The sequence below is a fragment of the Micromonospora sp. WMMD1155 genome (genome assembly GCF_029581275.1).
Lineage (GTDB): Bacteria > Actinomycetota > Actinomycetes > Mycobacteriales > Micromonosporaceae > Micromonospora.
The window spans coordinates 2,414,536-2,436,906 of sequence record NZ_CP120742.1; the positions used below are offsets into that span (position 1 = coordinate 2,414,536).

The 22,371-nt window shown below is 71.9% G+C and carries 19 protein-coding genes and 1 pseudogene; 15 read left to right on the top strand and 5 right to left on the bottom strand.

Annotation, left to right across the window (positions count from 1 at the left end; genetic code table 11):
- Positions 1–29: 29 nt before the first annotated feature.
- On the top strand, positions 30–494 hold the full coding sequence (locus tag O7617_RS10845; RefSeq protein ID WP_282263238.1) for a hypothetical protein: 465 nt from the start codon (positions 30–32) through the stop codon (positions 492–494).
- Between the two features lie 30 nt (positions 495–524).
- Here O7617_RS10845 and O7617_RS10850 read toward each other — a convergent pair whose 3' ends face one another.
- Positions 525–2,924 carry a glycosyl hydrolase family 65 protein gene (locus O7617_RS10850; RefSeq protein ID WP_282263239.1) on the bottom strand — a complete coding sequence of 800 codons (2,400 nt, stop codon included), beginning with the start codon at positions 2,922–2,924 and terminating at the stop codon, positions 525–527.
- A 170-nt stretch (positions 2,925–3,094) separates the two neighbouring features.
- Here O7617_RS10850 and O7617_RS10855 point away from each other — a divergent pair, with 170 nt between their 5' ends.
- Entirely contained in the window at positions 3,095–3,715 is a 621-nt protein-coding gene (locus O7617_RS10855; protein WP_282263240.1) for a phosphatase PAP2 family protein, read from the top strand.
- Between the two features lie 25 nt (positions 3,716–3,740).
- Here O7617_RS10855 and O7617_RS10860 read toward each other — a convergent pair whose 3' ends face one another.
- Entirely contained in the window at positions 3,741–4,421 is a 681-nt protein-coding gene (locus O7617_RS10860; protein WP_348774190.1) for an A24 family peptidase, read from the bottom strand.
- 854 nt (positions 4,422–5,275) lie between these two features.
- Between O7617_RS10860 and O7617_RS10865 the strand changes: the two genes are divergently transcribed.
- The 12 genes and pseudogenes from O7617_RS10865 to O7617_RS10920 form a co-directional block, all read left to right on the top strand.
- Positions 5,276–5,842 carry a hypothetical protein gene (locus O7617_RS10865; protein WP_282263241.1) on the top strand — a complete coding sequence of 189 codons (567 nt, stop codon included), beginning with the start codon at positions 5,276–5,278 and terminating at the stop codon, positions 5,840–5,842.
- Positions 5,836–6,774, top strand: coding sequence for a hypothetical protein (locus tag O7617_RS10870; protein WP_282263242.1), 939 nt, complete (start codon positions 5,836–5,838; stop codon positions 6,772–6,774). Before O7617_RS10865 ends, O7617_RS10870 begins: the two co-directional genes overlap by 7 nt.
- A gap of 40 nt (positions 6,775–6,814) precedes the next feature.
- Positions 6,815–7,477, top strand: a complete 663-nt coding sequence (locus O7617_RS10875; protein ID WP_282263243.1) for an SAF domain-containing protein — start codon at positions 6,815–6,817, stop codon at positions 7,475–7,477.
- Positions 7,478–7,479: 2 nt separating this feature from the next.
- The gene (locus O7617_RS10880; RefSeq protein ID WP_282263244.1) at positions 7,480–8,280 is read left to right on the top strand and encodes a ParA family protein; all 801 of its coding nucleotides are present in this window, start codon (positions 7,480–7,482) and stop codon (positions 8,278–8,280) included.
- Positions 8,270–9,811 carry an ATPase, T2SS/T4P/T4SS family gene (locus O7617_RS10885; protein WP_282263245.1) on the top strand — a complete coding sequence of 514 codons (1,542 nt, stop codon included), beginning with the start codon at positions 8,270–8,272 and terminating at the stop codon, positions 9,809–9,811. Before O7617_RS10880 ends, O7617_RS10885 begins: the two co-directional genes overlap by 11 nt.
- A complete protein-coding gene (locus tag O7617_RS10890) occupies positions 9,772–10,716 on the top strand; it encodes a type II secretion system F family protein (RefSeq protein ID WP_282263246.1) in 945 nt (314 codons plus the stop codon). Before O7617_RS10885 ends, O7617_RS10890 begins: the two co-directional genes overlap by 40 nt.
- Positions 10,713–11,585 (top strand): type II secretion system F family protein, encoded by an 873-nt coding sequence (locus tag O7617_RS10895; RefSeq protein ID WP_282263247.1) that lies wholly within the window; start codon positions 10,713–10,715, stop codon positions 11,583–11,585. The genes O7617_RS10890 and O7617_RS10895 overlap by 4 nt, the downstream gene beginning before the upstream one ends.
- A 26-nt stretch (positions 11,586–11,611) precedes the next feature.
- On the top strand, positions 11,612–11,815 hold the full coding sequence (locus tag O7617_RS10900; RefSeq protein WP_282263248.1) for a hypothetical protein: 204 nt from the start codon (positions 11,612–11,614) through the stop codon (positions 11,813–11,815).
- Positions 11,816–11,820: 5 nt separating this feature from the next.
- The gene (locus O7617_RS10905; RefSeq protein WP_282263249.1) at positions 11,821–12,267 is read left to right on the top strand and encodes a TadE family protein; all 447 of its coding nucleotides are present in this window, start codon (positions 11,821–11,823) and stop codon (positions 12,265–12,267) included.
- Positions 12,264–12,731, top strand: coding sequence for a TadE/TadG family type IV pilus assembly protein (locus O7617_RS10910; protein WP_282263251.1), 468 nt, complete (start codon positions 12,264–12,266; stop codon positions 12,729–12,731). The genes O7617_RS10905 and O7617_RS10910 overlap by 4 nt, the downstream gene beginning before the upstream one ends.
- A complete protein-coding gene (locus O7617_RS10915) occupies positions 12,728–13,177 on the top strand; it encodes a pilus assembly protein TadG-related protein (RefSeq protein ID WP_282263252.1) in 450 nt (149 codons plus the stop codon). Before O7617_RS10910 ends, O7617_RS10915 begins: the two co-directional genes overlap by 4 nt.
- A 14-nt stretch (positions 13,178–13,191) precedes the next feature.
- Positions 13,192–14,226, top strand: a pseudogene (locus O7617_RS10920) (LysM domain-containing protein); the annotation flags it as partial.
- Between the two features lie 763 nt (positions 14,227–14,989).
- On the opposite strand, the gene O7617_RS10925 reads toward O7617_RS10920, so the two are convergent.
- Complete coding sequence (locus tag O7617_RS10925; protein WP_278143409.1) at positions 14,990–15,844, bottom strand: DUF2231 domain-containing protein; 855 nt, start codon at positions 15,842–15,844, stop codon at positions 14,990–14,992.
- Between the two features lie 210 nt (positions 15,845–16,054).
- Here O7617_RS10925 and O7617_RS10930 point away from each other — a divergent pair, with 210 nt between their 5' ends.
- Positions 16,055–16,855 (top strand): crotonase/enoyl-CoA hydratase family protein, encoded by an 801-nt coding sequence (locus O7617_RS10930; protein WP_282263255.1) that lies wholly within the window; start codon positions 16,055–16,057, stop codon positions 16,853–16,855.
- Position 16,856: 1 nt separating this feature from the next.
- On the opposite strand, the gene O7617_RS10935 is transcribed toward O7617_RS10930, so the two are convergent.
- On the bottom strand, positions 16,857–20,543 hold the full coding sequence (locus tag O7617_RS10935; protein WP_282263256.1) for a discoidin domain-containing protein: 3,687 nt from the start codon (positions 20,541–20,543) through the stop codon (positions 16,857–16,859).
- Between the two features lie 169 nt (positions 20,544–20,712).
- Positions 20,713–22,359 carry a glycoside hydrolase family 13 protein gene (locus O7617_RS10940; RefSeq protein ID WP_282263257.1) on the bottom strand — a complete coding sequence of 549 codons (1,647 nt, stop codon included), beginning with the start codon at positions 22,357–22,359 and terminating at the stop codon, positions 20,713–20,715.
- Positions 22,360–22,371: the final 12 nt, after the last annotated feature.

Here is a 22,371-nt window from a genome sequence, read left to right on the forward strand (position 1 = left end):
GGGCACCGACTCAACGAGGAGGTAAGCCGATGACCACTCAGCGCGAGACCGTGCAGGTCGACACCGACCTGTTCCGCGCCGTGTACGACTCGCCCGCGTCACTGCCCGGCCGACACCGCTGGACCACCCCGGAGTCGGACGTCCGGCGGCTGGAGAAGCTGCTCGGCATGCCGGCGCGCAGCATCGGCGCGCCGCTCTGGGTCAGCGGCGACGACCCCGACTGCCCGAAGTGCGGCCGGCGGGTCACCTGGTACGACATCGTCTCGTCGGCGCTCTCCGGTCTGCACGACAAGGCCATGATCGCGACCGTCATCCTGGGCGAGCGCAAGTACGTCAACACCGGGATCCCCGACGCCATCGCCGGGGTGCGCTGCTCCGACTGTCACACCGCGATCGACGGCCTGCGCAGCTTCAAGTGCCACAACTGGGCGTACGCCTTCGAGGCGTTGGAGGCCGTGCGGGAGCGGATGGCCGGCGGTCCGGTGCCGGCCTGAGCCGGGGTGGGTCGGTCGGCCTGAGCCGGGTCAGCCGGCCGAGCGACGGGTGGGGCGGCGGCCGGGCGGGGACTGCGGCTCCGGCCCGGGGTCGGGCACCGGTGGCATCGGCCGGATGACCGGCTCGGCGCCGGTGATCCGTACTGGCTCGCCGTGGTGCCACACCTCGACCTCGGTGTCGGAGGCGGCGTCGGGCAGTTCGTATCGGGCCTCGGCGGGAGTCAGCGTGACCCGCAGCCGGTGGCCGCGCCAGCGCAGGCTGAACGCCAACCGGTCGATCCGACGCGGCAGCCGGGGGTCGAAGGAGAGCACCCCGCGGTCGTCGCGCAGCCCGCCGAAGCCCTGCACGAGCGCCAGCCACGCGCCGGCCAGCGAGGCCAGGTGCAGCCCGTCGGCGGTCTTGTCACCCAGGTCCGCCAGGTCCTGCAGGACCGACTCGGCGAACAGGTCGTACGCCAGATCCAGGTGCCCGGCCTCGGCGGCCAGGACGGCCTGTGGCGCGGCCGACAGCGACGAGTCGCGGACTGTCCGGGCCTCGTAGTAGGTCAGGTTGCGGGCCTTCTCGGCGGCGGTGAACTCGCCCGGGCAGACCTGCATGGCGAGGACGAGGTCGGCCTGCTTCACCACCTGCTTGCGGTACAGCTCCAGGTACGGGAAGTGCAGCAGCAGCGGGTAGTCGTCCTCGCCGGTGTTCGCGAAGTCCCACTCGGGTTGCTCGGTGAACCCGGCGGCCTGCTGGTGCACCCCGCGCTCGTCGTCGTACGGGATGGCCATCGCGTCGGCGGCGGCCCGCCACCCGAGCACTTCGTCGCGGTCCACACCGAGCCGTCCGGCCAGGTCGGGGTGGCTCTCGGCGGCGTCCGCCGCGCCCCGCAGGTTGCGCTTCGCCATGAGGTTGGTGAACACGTTGTCGTCGACGAGCGCGGCGTACTCGTCCGGGCCGGTCACCCCGTGCAGGTGGAAGTCGCCCCTGTCCGACCAGTGGCCGAAGCCGTGCCAGAGCCGGGCCGTCTCCACCAGCAACTCCAACCCCGCGTCGGCGAGGAACCCCTTGTCGTCGGTGGCCGCCAGGTAGCGCAGCACCGCGTCGGCGATGTCGGCGTTGACGTGCAGCGCGGCCGTGCCGGCCGGCCAGTAGCCGGAACACTCCCGACCGCCGATGGTGCGCCACGGGAAGGTCGCACCGGTCAGCCGCAGCTCGCGGGCTCGCTCCCGGGCCTCCGGCAGGTGGGCGTGCCGCCAGTTCAGCGCCGAGCGGACCACCGCCGGGGCCAGGTAGGTGAGCACCGGCAGGACGTAGGTCTCGGTGTCCCAGAGGACGTGCCCGTCGTAGCCGTTGCCGGTCAACCCCTTGGCCGAGATCGTCCGGTCCGAGTCCGGTCGCCCGGCCTGGATCAGGTGGAACATCGCGAACCGGACCGCCTGCTGAAGCTCCGGATCGCCGTCGAGCTGCACGTCGGCGACCTGCCAGGCCGCGTCCAGGGCGGCCCGCTGGTCGGCGAGGAGTGCGTCGAACCCGTCCGCGCGGGCCGCGTCCGCCTCGGCGGAGACGAGGGCCGCCAGCTCTTCGGCGGGTACGTCGTCGACAGCCGACCACTCGTACGCGGCGAACTTCGTCAGCCGCAGCCGCTCCCCCGGATGCAGACGACCCGCCACCGTCAGCCGGACCCGGTCCGGGGCGCCGTCCCCGGTGGTGGTGACCGTGTCCGGCCCGTCCACCAGGTGGCTGACCGCGACGGCCACGCGTTGGTCGCTGCGCTCGGTACGGTGCACCAGCACCCCGTCGAGGCCGCCGGCCTCGTACGACTCGGCGGTCAGCGGGTCGGTGGGCACCGAGGCCGCGCGGGGGTCGTCGGAGCGTTCCGGAACCTTCTCGTTGGCCAGCAGGTCCGAGCAGACCCGCAGCTCGACGGGGGTGCCCAGGGCCTCGACCTCGTACCGGACGGCGGCCACCGGTCGGCGCGGCAGGGACACCAGCCTGGTGCTACGGATCCGCACTCCCCGGCCGGAAGGGGAGATCCACTCGGTGTCCCGGCGCAGCACACCGGTGCGCAGGTCGAGCACCCGTTCGTGGCTGCGCAGCGTCCCGGTCCGGATGTCCAGCGGCTCGTCGTCGACCCAGAGCCGGATCAGCGCGGCGTTCGGTGCGCTGATGACGGTGTCACTGTCCTGCGGAAACGCGTACCCCTCCTCGGGGTAGCTCAGCTCGCGCCGCTCGTGCAGGCCGTTGACGTAGCTGCCCGGCATCCCGCACGGCGCGCCCTCGTCGAGGACACCGCGCCACCCGATCCACCCGTTACCCAGAGCGAAGATCGACTCGGTCTCACCGAGCCGGTCCAGGTCCGCCGCCGCACGCCGGATCCTCCACGTCTCGTCGTCCCCCGTCCCGGCAGCGGGCGGTGGTTGGTCGGTGGCCGAACTGGTGTGCACGAAGCCTCCTGTGGATGCCGACGTCCCTGACCAGCCAAGCAGAGCCGGCTGTGCGAAACCTGGACGAAGGTCGGGACGGCAGCCTGACCTTCGACAGCGGCGATGCCCTCTGCCGCGTTCCTAGGGTGTCTCCAAGATGAACGGGGTATGAACATGAGGTGAGGTGAGGCATGGCCGACATCGGCAGCATCGACGTTCCGGAGATCAGCGCCGAGTGGTACCGCGACGTCGTCGACGCCGCCGCCGCCAGCCCCGAGCCGGTGCAGTGGTTCGTCGGGCACGCGACCGAGGGGGTGATCCTGCTGCTCGGCGCGCTGCTGGTGATCGCCGCGCTGGGCCGCCGCTCGGGCGGCCCGCGCGACCGGGCACTCGCGCTGATCTCGCCGCTGCCGGCCCTTCTGGCGTACGTGGGCAGCGAATGGTTCAAGACCGTGGTGGACGAGGATCGCCCGTGCCGGACGGTCGGCCAGGCGATCATCGCGGGCGCCTGCCCGCCCCCTGGCGACTGGTCCTTCCCCAGCAACCACGCCACGATCGCCGGTGCCCTGGCGGTCACCACGCTGCTGCTGTCCCGCCGACTCGGCCTGATCGCGCTGCCACTGGCCGCGCTCGGCGCGTTCTCCCGGGTCTTCGTGGGAGTGCACTACCCGCACGACGTCATCGCGGGCGTGCTGTTCGGCGCTCTGGTCGCCGTGGTGGCGACCCCACTGCTGGCCCGACCCACCGCCGAGTTGCTGCGCCGCCGCGCCCGCACCCCGATCCCCAAGCTGGCCGGCCGCCCGCACCCCTGACCCACCACGCGCCCTCGCCAGGCGGTCAGAGTGACAGCAGGAGTGCGCCCGTCGTGCCGAACAGGAGGAACGGGCCGAAGGGCAGGTGCGTGTTCCAGTGCGCCCGACGGGCGGCCAGCAGGCCCAGGCTCAGCAGCGCGGACAGCCCGAAGGCGAGCAGCAGCCCGAGGGCCAGCACCGGCCAGCCGTACCAGCCGAGCAGGGCTCCCACACCGAGGGCCAGCTTGGCGTCGCCCAGCCCGAAGCCACGACGCCCGAGCAGCACCGTGGTGCTGGCGAAGAAGAGCGCCAGGCCGGCACCGGCGACGACCGCACGCAGCCATTGCCCCGGGTCGGCGTCGAGCGCGGCGACGCCGAGCAGCAGCCAGGTCCCCGCCGCCGCGGGCAGGGTGAGCCGGTCGGGTAGGCGGTGCACGGCCAGGTCGACGAGGACCGCCGGGATCGTCCAGCCGAGCCACCAGGCCAGCGCCGACAGCGCCCCACCGGACGAGCCGGCCAGCGCGAGGAGCAGCACCACGGCGGCGAGCACCGCCGCCTCGACCGCGCCGGGGGGCGGGCCGACCCGGGCCCGGCAGCGACCGCACCGGGCGGTCGGCCCGAGCGCCGGCCAGGGCCGGGTCAGGCCGATCGGCGCGCCGCAGGCATCGCAGCCGGTCCGGCTGGGCATGCCCGGGGGTACGGCGTAGCGCAGCGCGGCCAGCCGCATCAGCGGGCCGATCGCGAGGATCGCGAGCACCGTCGACAGCCGGGTGCGCGCCACCGCCGACGCGTTTTCCGTCGTGCGGGCCAGCGGCTCGGCATCGCCGGTGCGCTGCTCGGCGACCCGCCGGTGCTGATGTTCGACGAGCCGGTCGCCGCCCGCTGCCGGGCGAGCGGGTTGCGTCACGCCGCCGATCGGTGGGGTTGCCGGGCTCCGATCGAGTGGGTTCTCCGGACCCGGGACGGCTGCCGAAGGGCCGGTCAGCGCCATGATGCCTCCGATACGACAGGGCGTCGCCTCATGAACGTGAACACGGATCGTGACCGAACGATCGCCATGGTGTGGCGGATGGCGCAGAAAGCGACAGTGCCGCCCCGTCGCCGGAGACACCTCTGACCTGACCTGGGCCGGACCTCTCGTCGACCGAGGCAGCGCCCTCGACCACCCGGCAACACCGGTGGGATGCCGGGATGAGGCCGCGTTGTCCCACTCCTGGGGACGGCGACGAAGCATCGGCGCCCCCACCACCTCCGACGTCGAGCGCGCCCCCACGAGCCCTCGCCCGGTAATTGCTCGGGGCGCAGCGCGGACACCCGTCACCACCACCTGTCATCACGCAGAGTGTTCACTTGAATTGCCTCTGTTGCATCGGTGCGCGTCAGCCTATGCTCGCCCCTTGGGTGTGACGCAAGCCTCACCTAGACAACCGGAAGACATAGGACCTTGCATTTGTAGAAGATCCGTAACGGTGAATGCAGAAGCGCAATGAAGGGCTCCGGATGTGCTGATCCGGGCGCGCTTCCGCATGCCCGGCGGCGGTGAACCACCACCGCTCCGGGCGACCACGAGGAGGCTCGACGGTGCGCGGACGGCAGCTCAGACGAGCGGCAATCTGCCTGCTGGCGGTCGTGGCGGCGACGTCACTCGCCGCCTGCGCCAGCGGACGGGAGTCGGTCGGACGACCGACGGCAGCCCGTGAGGACGGACGACAGACCGATCCCGAGATCGAACGGCGAGTCGCCGAAAAGGCGGCACTCGACGCGTACTCCGGTTATCTCGCGGCCTCGCGCACGGCGAGCGGGCGCAGCGATCCACGCGCGCCGGAACTCACCCGGTATCTCGCTGATCCACTTCTCACCCGCGTCCAATTGTCCATTCGCGACGCTAAGGAGCACGGCGCTGTGCGTACCGGGACGGTGAAGTCGGACCCGACCGTGATCGCGGTCAGCCTGGACGCGAAGCCGGCCACCGTGGAGATCCAGGACTGCCTGGACACGACCGGCTACCGGCTGGTCTACGCCAAGGACAAACGAGTGGTCCCGGGCAGCGGGGGCGGTAAGCACTTCTCCACCGCCACCGCGACCCGGTTTCCCGACGGGCGCTGGCTGATCAACTCCGGCACCACACACCGGGACCAGCCGTGCTGACGGGGAGCGGGCGCGCCGGTGCACCCTGGCGGGTCCTGGCCGGGGTCAGCCTCGCCCTCCTGCTGGTGGTCGGCACGAGCGTCCCGGCCGTCGCCGCCGGACGCGCCGACCCGGGGGCCAACTGCCCGCCGGACCAGCCGGACTGCAACGTCTGGGACGACGAACCCGGCAACCCGGGTGACCCGGGCGGCGGCGGTGACGACGGCGGCGGAGACGACGGCGGTGGCGGCGGTGGCGGCGTCTGCCGGTGGGACGGGCGGACCATCCCCTGCTACGACGAGTTCAAGGGGTGGTTCAACAGCGGTGACGGCTGCTACTACAAGTTGTCAGTGCCGCAGCCCGAGGCACCCGACGGCCAGCAGTGGTACGTGCAGACCTGCAACGGCGGCGCGGACGTGGGCAACCAGACCGAGGTGTTGCTGGACGAGCCACCGGCCGGCTTCGGTGCGCCACCCAACCCGGAGGAGTTGGCCCGTCGCGCCCTGGCCTCGATCAAGCTGCTGCCGGCGCCCCTGAAGGTCGCACCCCGCAAGGGCATCGGCCCCGGCCTGGTCGGCCTGCCGGTGTGGTTGTGGGCGAACCCGGGCGAGGACTACTTCGGCCCGCTGACCGCCAGCGCCACCGACCGGGACGTGACCGTCGAGATCACCGCGGTGGTCAGCCGGATCGTCTGGGACATGGGCAACGGCGAGCAGATCACCTGCGAATCGGCCGGAACCCCGTACGACTCGAAGAGCGACCTCGCCGGCCGCCCGTCCCCGGACTGCGGCGACCCCGACGGCTACCCGAAGGCCGACGAGTACACGATCAGCGCCACCACGCACTGGACGGTGACCTGGAACGGCGGCGGTCAGAGCGGGGAGATCCTGGTGACCCGCCGCAGCGGCAACGTGCAGATCCTGATCAACGAACTCCAGGTGGTGACCCGGTGAGTGGACCGATCGTGCGATCCCCGCGAACGGAGATGACCCAGTGAGCCTCGCGACGCGCAACGGGACCCCACCGGTCGACGCGCCGGTCACCCCGCCGACCGTGGTCCGGCAGCGGCGGGTCCGCCCCGGCCTGCTCGGTCTCGCCGTACTCCTGATCGCCCTGGGTGGGCTCGGCGCGGCCTTCGCGGTCACCTCGGTCCGGGCCACCGGCAGCTACCTGGCGGTCGCCCGACCGGTGGAGGTGGGACGCGAGATCACCGCCGCCGACCTGGTCAGTGTGCAGGTCGCCGGCGGTCAGGGGCTGCGCCCGGTGCCGGCCGGGCGGCTCGACGAGGTGGTCGGCAAACGCGCCGCGGTGGCGCTGCTCCCGGGCACCCTGCTCACGCTGGGGCAGGTCACCGACGACCCGTTGCTCGGCCCCGGTCAACAGCAGATCGCGCTGGGCCTGAAGACCGCCCAGGTGCCGGCCCGCAAGCTGCACCCCGGCGACAAGGTCCTGCTGGTCAGCACCCCGGACCGCAGCAGCACCGGGGACACGGCCGCCGCCGCGGGCACGAGGTTCTCGGCCACCGTGATCGACATGGTCAGTCCGGCCAACGACGACAAGGTCCTGTACCTGGCGTTGGTCACCCGCGACGTGCCGGCGGTGGTGGCGCTCGCCGCACAGGACCGGCTCGCCGTCGTGCTGACCGAGACGGCCTGAGCATGGCGATCATCGCGCTGGTGTCCGCGAAGGGCTCACCCGGCGTCACGACCTCGGCGCTCGCCTGCGCGCTGACCTGGCACCGACGGCTGGTCCTCGCCGAGTGCGACCCGGCCGGCGGCTCGATCCTCGCCGGCTACCTCGGCGGGCAACTGGACGGCCCGCGCGGCCTCGGCGAGTTGGCCGTCGGGGAGCTGCGCGACGGCAACCTGGAGACGGCGTTCTGGTCACAGCTCGTCGACCTGGACGCACCCCGTCGGGAACGGCTGCTGCTCCCCGGGCTCGTCGACCCCGCCCAGGGCGGCAGTGTCACCCCGCTCTGGCAACGCTTCGCCGACTACTTCGACGCCCTGGACCGTGGCACTCCCGGGTACGACGTCCTGGTCGACTGTGGCCGGCTGCACGTCACCGGGCCGCCGTGGCCGGTGCTGCGAGCCGCCGCGGTGGTGCTGCTGGTGACCCGGGCGAACCTGCCCGACCTCTCCGGCACCCGTGCGGTGGTCACCGCGATCGAACGGGACTTCGCCGAGCACCGGGTACCACCGGGCACCCTGCGGCTGCTGCTCGTCGGCACCGGGCACGGACGCGCCGAGATCAGCCGCGCCCTGAAACTGCCGGTGATCGCACGGCTGCCGCACGATCCGCGTACCGCCGGGGTGTTGGCCCTGGGCGGAACCGTGCGGGCCGGACGGCCGCTGATGCGCGCGGCGGGCGCGCTGGAGGTGCCGATCGGCGCGCTGCTGGAACGGCGGCGGGCCCGGTTGGCGTGGCCCGTGCAGCAGGGGGTGCCGGATGCGGTTTGAGCCGGTCTCCGCCGACCCGCGGCAACAGCCACCGGGCGTCACCTCCACCGCACCGCCGATGGCCTCCCCGAACGGCCGGCACCAGCAGCACGGGCCGATGCCGCAGCCGCTACCCACGGCCACCGCGACACCGGAGCCGACCCCTCGGCCCCGGATCGACTTCCAGGTGGTCCGCGAGCTGCGTCGGGAACTCACCGAGCGGCTCACCCTGTGGCAGCGCGGCCGGGAGTTCAGCGCCGACGAGGAGGACACCGAGCGGGCCCGACTCGCCGTCGCCGTCGTCGCCGCGTACGCGGACTCCGTCCGCCGGGCCGGCACGCCGATGGCCGCCGGTGAGGAACGACTGCTCCTCGACCAGGTGACAGCCGAACTCGTCGGGCTCGGCCGGCTGCAGACGCTGCTGGTCGACGACACCATCGAGGAGGTGCACATCCTCGGTTGCGACCAGGTCCGCATCACCAGGCACGGCGGCGGGGTCGAGTGGGCCGAGCCGATCGCCGACAGCGACGCCGAGCTGGTGGAGATCCTCCAGGCGGCGGCCCGTCGGGCGGGTGCGACCGAGCGGTCCCTGTCCACCGTGAAGCCCACCCTCGACCTGCAACTGCCCGACGGCAGCCGGTTGGCCGCGGTGTTCCTGGTCAGCCACCGCCCGTACGCGGTGATCCGCAAGCACAACACCCTGGACGTCAGCCTGGACGACGTGGCGGGCGCCCGGGGCGACCTAGACGAGATGATCGACCCGCTGTTGCGCGACTTCCTCCGCGCGGCGATGCGCGCCGGTCTGAACATCATGGTCGCCGGGCTGGCCGGCGCCGGTAAGACCACGATCATCCGCGCGCTGATGAACGAGATCCCGCCGGACGAGCCGTACGTGCTGCTGGAGGAGAGCCGCGAGCTGTTACCCGCCCGACGGCGGGAGCGACACCGGGCGGTGATGAGCTTCGAGGCCCGGGAAGGGCACGGCGAACGCGGCTTCGACGGCCGCCCGGCCGGCGAGGTGACCATCGCCGACCTGATCCCGCTCTCCCTGCGGATGGGGGTGCTGCGGATCATCGTGGGCGAGGTGCGGTCCCGGGAGATCGTGCCGATGCTCCAGGCGATGACCACGAGCCGGGGCTCGATGTGCACCATCCACGCCCGCACCGCTGCCGGTGTGGGCGAACGGATCGTCGAGCTGGCACTGGCCCACGGTCGGGAGATGACAGTCGACCAGGCCCGCCGGATGGCCGGCAACGCCCTGGACCTGATCGTCTACGTCACCGTCGAGGACGAGACCGCGATCGGCGGGCGCAAACACCGGTTCGTGTCCCATGTGGAGGAGGTGATCGGGGCCGGCGAGGCCGGTCGGATCACCACCACCAGTGTCTTCGGGCCCGGCCCGGACGGTCGTGCGGTCCCCCGGCACCTGCCGGAGCGGGTCCGTGAACAGTTGCTGCGGGTGGGGTACGACGTGCGGCTGCTCACCAGGTGGATCGAGGCCGGTGCGGGCGCGTGGCGGCGACCCCGGCAGACCCGACTGGCCCGGCGGTGACACCGATGGGCAGCCTGGAACTGATCGCGGTGGTCTCCGGAGCCGCCTGTGTGGCCGGGCTGCTGCTGGCCGTGGTGGCGTTGGTGGGCACCCGTCGGCCCCCGGGGCCGCGCCCGGGGGGCGGGTCCGGCCTCGGTCGGCTGTGGCGCGGACCCGGCAACACGGCGGCCGAACAACGGTCCTACCAGGCGTTGCTGATCGCCGCGCTGGCGGCGGGCGCGCTGGCGTTCCTGCTGACCGGGCTGCCGGTGGTGGGGCTCCTCGTCGCGGTCGCGGTGCCCGGCACCCCGTGGCTGTTCGGTGTGGGCAAGGCCGAACAACGGGCGATCGCCCGGATCGAGGCGGTCGGCGAGTGGACCCGCCGACTCAAGGACGTCTCCAGCACCGGTCAGGGCCTCCAACAGTCGATCATCGGCACGATCGGCAGTGTGCCGCCCGGCATCGAGGACGAGGTACGGCTGCTCGCCGCCCGCCTACAGGCCGGCTGGATGGCCCGCTCCGCGCTGTTGGCGTTCGCCGACGACATCGCCGACCCGGTCTGCGACCAGGTGGTCGCGGCGTTGATCCTGCACCTCTCCGACCGGGGTGAACGGCTCGGCGACGTGCTCGGCTCGATCGCCGGTGCGGCATCGGCGGAGGTGGCCACCCGTCGGGAGATCGAGGCCAAGCGCACCCAGCCCCGGTTCGCGGTCCGCTTCCTCACCGGAATGACCCTGGCGACCCTCGCGTACGGGCTGATCAACACCGAGTACATCAGGCCGTACGGCACACCGCTCGGTCAGGTGGTGATGGCCGTCCTCGGTGCCGCCTTCATCGGCCTGCTGGCCTGGGTGCGGTCGATGAGCCAGCCACAGCGGCCGGCCCGGTTCCTCCCGGCGCCCGACCCGAGCGAAGTGATCGCATGATCGTCAACTGGCAGTTGGTCATGGCGGTGTGTGGCGGCGCCGGCATCGGGTTGGGTGTGTTCCTGGTGATCCGGGAACTCGTACCGGCGACTCCGGCGCTCGGTCCGGCGCTGCGCCGGCTGCACCAACCGGCGGGCACCGGCCAGGTCGCCGAGTCCGCCTCCCGCCGGTTGGACTGGTTGAGCGGGTTCACCCGCTGGCTGCGGCCGCCCCACCGGCAACTCGCCCTGATCGGCCAGACCGCCGAGCAGTACACGCTGTCGGTCCTGCTCTCCGCACTGATCGGGCTGGCCACGCCGACTCTGCTCGGGGCGGCGCTGTTGGTGCTCGGCGTTCCGGTCCCGCTCGTCGTACCGGTGCTCGGCAGCCTCGGCCTGGCGCTGATCGGCGCTCTGCTCGCCCACCGCGCGGTACTGACCAAGGCCGACGCCGCCCGCGACGAGTTCCGCCAGGCCGTCTGCACCTACCTGGACCTGGTGGCGTTGCAGCTCTCCGCGGCGCACGGCCCGGTGCAGTCGCTGGAACGGGCCGCGGCGGTCTGCGACGGCTGGGTGTTCGACCGGCTCCAGGAGTCGTTGCGGATCGCCCAGATGCAGATGCACGCGCCCTGGGACGAACTGCGCGACCTCGCCGACAAGATCGGCATCCCGGAGCTGGGCGACGTGGGCGCGATCATGCGCTCGTCCGGCAGTGAGGGCGCCCAGGTGCACGAGACCCTACGCAGCCGGGCCGACTCGCTGCGCGACCAGATCCGCACCGACAACCTCGCTCGCGCCGAGGCGGTCACCAGCAAGCTCGACATCCCGGGCGCGCTGCTCGTCTTCGTGCTGCTCGGCTTCGTCCTCTATCCGTTCATCGCCCGTCTCTGACCCCCGTCCGCACGAAGGAGCACGTCATGCCCATCTTCAGCTATCTGCACGTCGTGTTGACGACGCGCCTGGCCGAGCTGCGCCGCGACGGCGAGCGCGGCGACAGCCCGGTGCCCACCGCGGTGATCATCGCCGGCCTGGTCGTGGTCGCCATGGCCGTCACCGCGCTGGCCCTGACCAAGGCCGAGAACTGGATGGACAACATCCCGGACTACACGGAGCCGGAGTAGCCGGGATGCGCCGAGCCGCGTTCCCACTGTGGCGCCGGGCGGTCGAGGCCGCCCGGCGCCACCTCGCGGCCGGTGACCGGGATCGGGGCGCCAACCCGGTGGAGCTGGCCGTGATGATGCCGCTGATCCTGGTGCTGCTCTTCGCCTCGATCCAGATCGCGGCCGTCTTCCTGGCCCGCTCGACCGCGTTGAACGCCGCACAGGGCGGTGTCAACGCCCAGCGGTCCTACCAGGCGGCGAACGGCGCCGGGGAGGACAGCGCCACGAAGTTCCTGGAGTCCGCCGGCGGCTGGTTGGTGGGCTGGAAGGCACCCGGCCCGAGCTGCGTGATCATCAACGACGTCGAGGTGACCTGCACCGTCAGCGGCCGGTCCCTGTCGGTGGTGCCGGGCGTGGACTTCGCGATTCAGCAGACCGCCCACGGAACGGTGGAGAGGGTGACCCCGCCGTGAACCGCACCGCCGAGCGGGGCTCGGTATCCATCGAGGTGGCGGTGCTCGCGCCCGCGTTCATCGCGTTGATGGTGCTGGCCGGCGTGGTCGGGCGTACCGCGCTCGCCGCCGAGGCGGTCGAGGCCGCGGTCCACGACGCCGCCCGCGCCGCCTCCATCTCGCGGAACTCGACGGCCGCGAAGACGGCGGCGCGGGAGGCCGCCCAGAAGCAACTCGACTGGCACGGCCTGGCCTGCGCGAACGATCTGGACCCCACGTTCACCGGTTCGGTGGCCGGTAAGGCGACCAGCTTCGACGATGCCTTCGGCAGCACGGTCGGCCAGGACGCCACGGTGACGGTCGAGATCGTCTGCCTGGTCTCGTTCGACGACATCTCGCTCGGGATCCTGCCCGGGATGCCCGGCGGGAAGCAGATCACCGCGAACTTCACCTCGCCCCTGGACCGCTACCGGAGCCGGCAGTGACCGCCACCGCGCCGTCACCCGAGCGCCCACCCTCGGGTGAGCACGGCCGGGTGAGCATCTTCCTCGCGGTGACGATGATCGGAGTGCTGGCCGTCATCGGCCTCTCCTTCGACGGCGCCGGGCAGTTACGCACCCTGCAACGCGCCCAGAACCTGGCCGCCGAGGCGGCCCGGGCCGGCGGTCAGGCCATCGACCGGGCCACCGCCATCGAGGGCGGACCGAAGCGGATCGACGAGGACGAGGCGGTCGTCGCGGTCGCCAACTACCTGGCCGCCGTCGACACCGCCGGTCACACGGTGAGCTTCCCCGTGGTCGACGGGGAAACCCGGATCCGGGTGACAGTCAGCATCACCTACCACCGCTCGATGCTCGGACCGTTCGTCAGTGCCGACACCGTCACCGTCACCGGCGAGGCAACCGCGAGTGCCATTACCGCAACACCGTAGGAAGGAAGGCAGCCATGCCCGCATCGGGTGGGTCCGTCGTACGGCGGACCGGACGGATCCTCACCGGCATCGGCGCGCTGGCCGTGCTCCTGGTGCTGCTGATCGGTGCGCCGATCGCACTGCTGGCCTTCGCCGGCAACCCCCTGCCCGACCACCTTCCCACGATCGGCGAGGTGGGCACCGCCCTGACCAGCCGGGACGACGGTCAACTCTTCCTGCGCGCACTCGCCGTCGCCGGTTGGTTCGGCTGGGCCACCTTCGCCTTCTCCGTCCTCGTCGAGCTGGGTGCGCAGACCCTGCGCCGGCCGGCCCCGAGGTTGCCCGGGATGGGCCGCCAGCAGAGGGCCGCCGCGGCGCTGGTCGGCTCGGTGGCGCTGATCCTCGTCGCCAGCCCGGCCGCCGCCAGCGCGGCCGCGATCTACGGCCCCCCGGCGTACTCGGGCACTGTCACGTCGACGGCCGCCACGGTGGCCGCGCCGACCCGCGCGGGCGCGACGCCCGACACGGCAGCCCCGCTGGCCCGTGGTGGACCACTCGGGCTGGCCGGGACGGAGGTGGCCGCACCCGGCGGACCGGCGGCGAACGGTGAGGCCGCGCCGGTGTACCGGGTGGCTCGGGGCGACTACCTCGGTGAGGTGGCCGAGCGTTATCTGGACGAGTTCGGTGACTACCGACAGCTCGCCAAGCTGAACAAGCTCGACGACCCGGATCGGATCCGCCCCGGCCAGCTACTCCGGCTGCCGTCGGAGGCCGCCGACCAGGGGGCCCGCCAGCACGCGAGCGGCCGACTGATCGGCCCGGCCGCCGCGCCGAAACCGCCCGCACCCCCGCCGGCGCCCGAACGGACCGCACCGCAGCGGGTGGACCCGGCACCATCCAGCGGTACGCGGTCAGCGGCGCAACCACCCGCGATGACTGTCGGAGCGGCCCGGGCCGGTGCGGACGACCGGGTGAACCGACCGCTGGCGGTCTCCGCCGTACTGGCCGTGGCGAGCATCGTCGGCGCCCAGATCGGCGCGGTCCTGGGTCTGCGTCGACGCCCGGCCACCGCCGGGGCGGCTCCCCGACTGGCCGCATCTTCCCGCAAACCCCGGGGCAGCACGGCGCGCAGCACGGGCAGCACGGCGCGGAGCACGGGCAGCGGCAGCGGCAGCGGCAGTCCGGGCCGAACCACGAGCGCCGCCCGGCGGACCACCGGCGCGGCGGCCGGAAGTGGTGCGGCCTGGGCCGCCAGCCGGGCGGCGGCAGCCATCGAGGCTCCGACGCCACCGACCGGCCGGGCGGCGGCGGGCGACAGCGACACCACGCCCCGCAGCAGCGGCAGACCACCTGCCGGCGGCGGGATGGCTCCCCCCGGTAGCACGGCCTTCCCCGGCGGCGGGATGGCTCTATCCGGCGGCACCGCACCTTACGGCGGCACGGCACCTCAGGGCGGCGGGGTCGATCCCGCCGGAACGCCGGGGTGGGGCGATGACGACGGTTGGGCTGGTGACGGCGACGAGGGTGGCCTGCTCAACGGCGGGCACGGTCTGGATTCCGTGCCGGACGGGCCACCGGTCGGCCGCCACCGACGCGGCTGATCCGGACCGGCCGAGGACGATCCGGACCCGGCCCGATCGAGAGCCACCGTGATCTGGTGTCTCCGTCGACCCTCGACCCCTCGCAGCGGACCCGGGGGCGAGGGTCCCCGGAGAGCGGTATACCTGTGAGTCATAAATATGACTCACAGGTATAAGCCTTGAAAGCATTACCGCCGCCGACGCGCGGCAGCATCACCCCCAAGGGCAGACTGCCGAGGCGTGGAGACAGCCGTCAGGGCAGGCGGGTCTGGAGCACGCCGTTCTGGATCCGGGTGGGCAGGATCTGCTGGTCGTTGCCGGACGGCCCCTGCACGACCTCACCACCGTTGAGCCGGAACGCGCTGCCGTGCCACGGGCAGACCACGCAGGCGTGACCATCGATCTCCTGCACCTCGCCCTCGCCGAGTGGTCCGCTCTGGTGCGGGCAGCGCTCCAACATCACTGTCACCTCGTCACCGTGGCGGTAGAGGATCACCGAGATGTCGTCGTCCACCTCCCGGGTGATCAGGGTGCGCTGCGGCAGCGTCGCCATGTCGACGAGCGAGTGCCAGCCATCGGTCATCCGGCGCAACTCGGAGATGCTCTGGTTGACCTGTGCCCCTTGCTTGTACGCGAGGTGACCCCCGATGTACGCCCCGAGGCTGACCGTGGAGAGGCCGAGGAAGCCGAGGGCGCGACCGACGCCGTGCCGACCGGACATCCGCGCGGCCAACGAGCCGGCGTAGAGCGTCAGGCCTACGGTGTTGGCGGCGGCGTGCACCAGGCCGACCCGGCGCTGGTCCCGGGCGAGTGCCGCCCAGTCGTTCAGCCCGGCGATCGCCGCCGGCACCGCGCTGACGGTGCCCAGCCCGACAAGCATGGTGGCGGGTCGGCGTTGCCCGGGCATCAGGTCGAGGACCGCGGCGCTGATCCACGCGCCGACCGGCACCTGCACCATCGCCGGGTGCAGCGGATGCCCGATGGTCACCCCGTGCAGCAGGTCCCGCAGCCGGCGCGGACGCAGCGTGCTGAGGACGACTCGCTGCAACCGGTCACCCGTCCGGTCCAGCCTGGATGCCTGCTCAACTTTCGTCAAAAGTGCTCGCACCCGTACCGACTTCCCGGCGAAGGGGGTCGCAAACCGGTCGCGGGCGACAAAACTGCCACTCAGCGTGAGCGTGTCCTCGCGACGCGACGGTCCAGGACGGGACGTCGCCCCGCTCGGTGCCAAGATCTCTGCGGATCTCGGGCGCGGGCGCGGGCCGTCGCAAGATCGACCGGGATTGTGGGCACCGGGCGGCGCGGGCATGCTGAGCCGATGGGTGTGCGGGTGGAGCGTTCCGGGCCGGTGACGACTGTGGTGCTGGATCGGGCGGCGGCTCGCAACGCCGTGGACGGGCCGACCGCCCGGGCGTTGGCCGACGCCTTCCGGGCCTTCGAGGCCGACCCGGACGCGTCGGTGGCCGTGCTCTGGGGCGCCGGTGGCACGTTCTGCGCCGGGGCCGACCTGAAGGCGATCGGTACGCCGAGTGGCAACCGGGTGGAGCCGGAGGGCGACGGGCCGATGGGTCCGACCCGGATGGCGCTCAACAAGCCGGTGATCGCGGCGATCTCCGGGTACGCGGTGGCCGGCGGGCTCGAGTTGGCGCTCTGGTGCGACCTGCGGGTCGCCGAGTCCGACGCGACGCTCGGGGTGTTCTGCCGCCGCTGGGGGGTGCCGCTGATCGACGGTGGCACCGTCCGGCTGCCCCGGTTGATCGGCGAGAGCCGGGCGATGGACCTGATCCTCACCGGCCGCCCGGTGGCGGCGGACGAGGCGTACACGATGGGGTTGGTCAATCGGGTGGTGCCACCCGGCCAGGCCCGGGCGGCGGCCGAGGAGCTGGCGGCGACGATCGCCCGACACCCGCAGACCTGCCTGCGCAACGACCGGGCGGCGATGCTGGCCGCCGCCGGGCGTTCTGAGCCGGAGGCACTGGCGACCGAGTTGGTGTACGGGATGGACTCGCTGGCGGCGGACGCGCTGGCCGGCGCGGCCCGGTTCGCGGCGGGCGAGGGCCGGCACGGCACGACGCCGCCGGGAGGGTGGGACCTCCCGACGGCGTCGGCTACCGGGTGAATCAGTTACGGATGATGGTGAACGTCGAGGTGGGGTTCTGGATGTCCACCGCGTTGTTGCTCAGCCGCAGGTTGTTGAAGGTGACCGACCCGACGGCCGGCCCCTGCCCGGCCTCCGGCATCGGGTTCGCCCAGATGGCGAAGCCGGACTTCGCGTCGTAGGCGTCCCCACTCTTCCGGGCACCGCTGATCGAGACGTTGGTGAAGACCGTGTCGGTGATCGGGTTTTGCGGCTGCCCACCGACGTAGTTGGTCTGGAACATGATGCCGCTGTAGGTGGGATCGATGATGTCGACATCGCTGACCCGGATGCCCTGGAACACCTTCGAGGCGGAGAACACCCAGATGGCCGGGAAGGTCTGCCCGCCCCAGAAGTGCCCACCGGCCCGGACGATCGAGATGTTCTCGAACCTCGTCGGCGGGTTGGCGCCGAAGCCGTTCATCGGGTAGCCGAAGTCGAGTGAGCTGATGGTGATGCCGGAGTAGACAAGCGTGTCCGCGATGTAGATGTTGCGGAACGTGTTGCCGTAGCCGCCGTACACGGCGACACCGGCGGCCCGCCAGGTCAGGGTCGAGGTCAGGTTCTCGTAGATGTTGTCCTTCATGTCGGCGCCGCCCGCGTCGATGGCCGAGAACAGTGCGAAGCTGTCGTCGCCGGTGGCCCGGGCGTCGTTGTTGCTGACCAGGTTGTTGGTGCTCCCGTTGGTCATGTTGATGCCGTCGGCGAACATGTTCCGGATCCGGGAGTTCTTGATCGTCATGTAGTCGGTGTTCGCGCCCCAGTAGAGGCACACCATGTGCTCGTTCCAGATGTTGTCGATCACGATGTTCGACACGTTGGCGAAGTCGAACACCTTGCCCGGACCGTCGATCCGGGAGGTGTAGTTGCCGAAGTAGGCGAAGTTCTTGAAGGAGGAGTTCGCCGCCGAGTTCTCAGCCCGGAAGCCGATGTCGGTGTTGTCCTGGCCCGCCGGAGCGTTGAACCGGGTGTACCAGGGGCCGGCACCGGTCACCTGGACGGCCTTGCCGTACACCTGGAACTTCGACGAGGTGGAGTAGTTACCCGCCGGCAGGTACACCCCGACCAGGTTGCCGGTGGTGTCCATCCGCACCCGGTCAAGGGCGTTCTGCACGTCCTGGTGGGTGAAGCCGGTCGGCGTGGTGTAGCGCGCCGGGTCCGGGTTGGCGATCGGCGCCACCTGCTCCGTGTTGATGAAGTCGATGGCGTACGTCGTGGTGTTGGCCGGGTCCTTCTGAAGACGGATCTTGCTGCCGGCCGGGACGGTGGAGTTGAGCATGACGTTGGCTTCGTCGTAGATGTGCCGCGGTCCGCCCGCGCTCGGCGAGTTGCCCGGGCTGGCCTCGTTGCCGTAGAGCCAGGCATACCGGGACGTCAGATCGATGGCCTTGTGGAAGGTGCCGTTGACGTAGACGTTCAGGGTCGAGTTGATCCCACCGCCACCCGGTGCATCCGGAATGGAGAAGCGGGTGACCAGTGTGTTGGTGCTGGCCCGGGTGGTGAACTCGACGTAGCTGCCCGTCGAGTTGAGGGTCACCGCCCGCCGACCGGACGCCTCGCCGGCCAGGTCGCCGATCTCCCGATTCGGTCCGACGACGCTGGCACCGCCACCGATCGCTCCGTCCTCGGCCTCGTACATGTCGTACGGCATGTTGGCACCGCGACCGACGAAGAGCGGCCGGTCACTGGTGTTGTTGGTCTGCTTCACCGGCAGCTCGTTGCCGTCCGCGGCGAGCACCACCCGGACGGTGTACTTGCCGTTCGCGGCCGTCCAGGTGCCCAGGTTGATCGGGCCGACCGTCGCACCGGCGTTGATCACACCGGAGTACGAGCCGGTCAGGGTACGGACCACGGTGCCGGACTCGTTGAGCACGGTGAGGGTGATGCCGTGCGCCCCGGACGCGGACGCCTGGTTGCCGGCGTTGCGGATCGACACCGAGAAGGTGACGGTGCTGCCCGGCGGCGGGTTGCCCGGCGACCAGTCGACGGCGGAGGCGACCAGGTCGGAGCTGGCGACCGCGGCGACCACCAGCGGGCTGGGGTTGGTGTAGCTGTTGTTGGTGTCGTCCTGCTCGACGACGGTGTTCGACTCGTCCACCTTCGCGCTGAGCGGGTAGCTGCCCGAGTCGCGGGTGCCGATGCCGGCGCTGACCGTCGCCGACGCGCCGGCCGCGAGGCCGCCGACCGACGCGGTGCCCACCCGGGTGGATCCCAGGTAGAAGTTGACGTTCGTCGCGCCGGAGGCCGCCGAGCCGGCGTTGCGCACGGTGGCCGAGAGGGTGATGGTGCTGGTCTCGACCGGCGCGGACGGGCTGAACGACATGCCGGTCACGGTCAGGTCCGGGTTCGGCGCCGGGGTGCCGAAGACCTGGAACTCGGCCACCTGCCCGGCCGGTGCGCCGGTGTTCGAGGCGATCGAGAGCCGGACGTCGGCCGCCGCGCCGCTGACCGGGATGGTCACCGTGTTGCCGCTGCCCGGGTTGAAGGTGTAGTTCGTCGCGGCGACGAGCGTGGTGAAGTTCGACGAGCCCTGGTCCCGGCCGAGCACCGTGATGTTCTGGGTCCGCGTACCCCAGGCCGAGTCCGGGTTGAGCTTCAGCACGACCTGGCTGAGGGTGGCGTTCGCGCCGAGCTGCACGGTCAGCGTGCTCGGGTTGCCGTTGCCCTCCCAGTAGGTGGCCACGTTGTTGTCGTTGGCGTTGGTCGCCACGAACGTGTGCACGTAACCGGAGGCGGTGATCGGCTTACCGATCGCCAGGTTGCTGCCGGTCGGCGGGTTGCCGGTGCCGGTGCGGGTCACCGTGTTGCTGTTCGCCGACTGGTTGCCGGCCGCGTCCTTGGCCCGGACGTAGTAGGAGACGGTGGCGCTGCCCGGCTGACTGTCGGTGTACGCCAGCGTCGAGCCGTTGACGCTGCCGCGCAGCGCGCCGTTGGCGTAGATGTCGTAACCGGTCACCCCGACGTTGTCGGTGGACGCCGACCAGGTGAGCCGGATCTGCCCGCTGGCCGGCTGGGTGTACGCCAGGTTGCCGGGGACGCTGGGGGCCTGGGTGTCGGTGCTGCCGGTGGCGCCGTACACCTCGACCTCGGAGAACTGCGCGGCGGGCCAGCCGGTGTTGCCGGTCACCTGCACCCGTACGTAGCGGGTGCTGGTGGCGGTGAAGCTGACGGTGGCGGTGTTGCCGCTGCTCGGGTTGAAGGTGTAGCCGGCGGACGCCTTCAGGGTGCTGAAGGACGAGCCGTTCGTCGAGCCGAGCACGGTCAACGTCTGGGTGCGGGTCTGCCAGTCCGACGACGGTGGCAGCTTCAGCACCACCCGGTCCACGTTGACCGTGGCGCCGAGGTCCGCCTGGATCCACTGCGGGAACGCGTTGTTGGCGCTCTCCCAGTAGGTCGAGGCGTTGCCGTCGTTGGCGTTGCCCGCCACGTAGTTCTGGACGTGGCTGCTGGCGGTCATGGTGGCGGAGAGCCCGGCGAGCATCGCCACCCGCGCGGCGGCGGCCGCCGCGTCGACTGCCGGTGCCGCGCTCGCCGCGGGGACGGCGGCCGGGGCGGTGGCGAGGAGCATCCCGGCGAGCACGCCGGCCAGAAGCCGCCGGTGGCCGCTGCGGGGGACGGGAGTGGGCGCGCCGGGTGGCGGCGTGCCTGGTCTGGTGCCGTTACTGGACATGGGGTCGCTACACCTCTTTCGGGGGTGGGTGCGGTGCGTTGCCCGGCGGGGGCAGGGGGTACACCCGCCGCGTGGCACATTGCCCCTTCGTTGCTCCTTCCTCCCCGGTGCGTGGGGGTGGTGGGTGGTGGTGCCGGCGGCCGGGACGGGACCGCCGGCACCACGACGGTCAGGTCCGGCCGGGTCCGTCCACCGATCCGGCGGTACGCAGCCAGACCGCCGTGTCCGACGGCAGCATCCCGTCGTCGAGCGGGCCACTGGCCAGCAACAACTCCCCCTCGGCGGGCATCGGAACGGCGGAGTCGGAGAGGTTGACGACGCAGGTGAAGTGGTCGCCGCGACGGAAGGCGAGCACCCCGTCCGGGGCGGGCAGCCAGGTCATCTCCCCGTCACCGAGCGCCGGGTCGGCCCGCCGGGCATGGATCGCCGCCCGGTACAGCTCCAGCATCGAGGCCGAGTCTCCGGTCTGCGCGCTGGCCGTCCGGTCCTTCCAGTCGGCCGGCTGGGGCAGCCAGGGCGCCGCGGCACCGGCGGGGCTGAACTCGAACGGTGGCTCGTCACCACCCCAGGGCAGGGGTACGCGGCAGCCGTCCCGGCCCGGGTCGATGCGGCCGGAGCGCTCCCACATCGGGTCCTGGCGCAGCGTGTACGGGATGTCCTCGACCTCGTAGAGGCCCAGCTCCTCGCCCTGGTAGACATAGGCGGCACCGGGCAGCGACAGCGACAGCAGCGCGGCGGCCCGGGCCCGACGGGTGCCCAGCTCCAGGTCGGTGGGGATGCCCTCGCGCTTGGCCGCGAAGCTGAACCTGGTGTCGGCCCGGCCGTAACGGGTGACGTGCCGGGTGACGTCGTGGTTGGAGAGCACCCAGGTGGCCGGCGCGTTGACCGGCGCGTGCGCGCTCAACGTCCCGTCGATGCTCTCGCGCAACGCGGAGGCGTCCCAGGCGCAGCCGAGGAAGTCGAAGTTGAACGCGGCGTGCAGCTCGTCCGGGCGCAGGTAGTTGGCGAACCGCTGACGGTCCGGCAGCCACACCTCACCGATCAACGCGCGGTCCGGGTACTCGTCGGCGACCCGCCGCCAGCCCCGGTAGATGTCGTGCACCCCGTCGAGGTCGTGGAACGGGTGCGGCTGGTCCGGCTCGACCTCGGGCAGCGTCCCGTCCTTGACCAGCAACCCGGCCGAGTCGATCCGGATGCCGTCCACCCCCCGGTCGAACCAGAACCGCAGGATGTCCTCGAACTCCGCCCGCACCCTCGGGTGGTCCCAGTTGAAGTCCGGCTGCTGCGGGGCGAAGAGGTGCAGGTACCAGTCGCCGGGGGTGCCGTCCGGGTTGGTGGTGCGGGTCCAGGTCTCGCCGCCGAACTCGCCCACCCAGTCGGTGGGCCGCTGGTCGCCGTTCGGGCCCCGACCGGGCCGGAACCAGAACAGCTTCCGCTCCGGCGCGCCCGGCCCACCGGCCAGCGCCGCCTGGAACCAGGGGTGCGCGTCGGAGCAGTGGTTCGGCACCACGTCGACGATGGTCCGGATGCCCAGCGCGTGCGCCTCGGCGATCAACGCCTCCACCTCGCCGAGGGAGCCGAAGACCGGGTCGATGTCGCGGTAGTCGGACACGTCGTAGCCGGCGTCCGCCATCGGCGAGGGGTACCACGGGCTGAACCAGATCGCGTCGACGCCGAGCGCGGACAGGTGATCCAGCCGGGACCGGATGCCGGCGATGTCGCCGATGCCGTCGCCGTTGCCGTCGGCGAAGCTCCGGGGATACACCTGGTAGATCACCGCTCCACGCCACCACGGACTGCTGTCTGCTGTGGACACGAGCACCTGCTT

Bases quoted from the DNA above. Each gene is read 5' to 3' on its own strand.
- O7617_RS10880 (WP_282263244.1), top strand. From the start codon at position 7,480: ATGGCGATCATCGCGCTGGTGTCCGCGAAGGGCTCACCCGGCGTCACG.
- O7617_RS10855 (WP_282263240.1), top strand. From the start codon at position 3,095: ATGGCCGACATCGGCAGCATCGACGTTCCGGAGATCAGCGCCGAGTGG.
- O7617_RS10885 (WP_282263245.1), top strand. From the start codon at position 8,270: ATGCGGTTTGAGCCGGTCTCCGCCGACCCGCGGCAACAGCCACCGGGC.
- O7617_RS10860 (WP_348774190.1), bottom strand. From the start codon at position 4,421: ATGCGGCTGGCCGCGCTGCGCTACGCCGTACCCCCGGGCATGCCCAGC.
- O7617_RS10905 (WP_282263249.1), top strand. From the start codon at position 11,821: ATGCGCCGAGCCGCGTTCCCACTGTGGCGCCGGGCGGTCGAGGCCGCC.
- O7617_RS10900 (WP_282263248.1), top strand. From the start codon at position 11,612: ATGCCCATCTTCAGCTATCTGCACGTCGTGTTGACGACGCGCCTGGCC.
- O7617_RS10845 (WP_282263238.1), top strand. From the start codon at position 30: ATGACCACTCAGCGCGAGACCGTGCAGGTCGACACCGACCTGTTCCGC.
- O7617_RS10930 (WP_282263255.1), top strand. From the start codon at position 16,055: ATGGGTGTGCGGGTGGAGCGTTCCGGGCCGGTGACGACTGTGGTGCTG.
- O7617_RS10935 (WP_282263256.1), bottom strand. From the start codon at position 20,543: ATGTCCAGTAACGGCACCAGACCAGGCACGCCGCCACCCGGCGCGCCC.
- O7617_RS10895 (WP_282263247.1), top strand. From the start codon at position 10,713: ATGATCGTCAACTGGCAGTTGGTCATGGCGGTGTGTGGCGGCGCCGGC.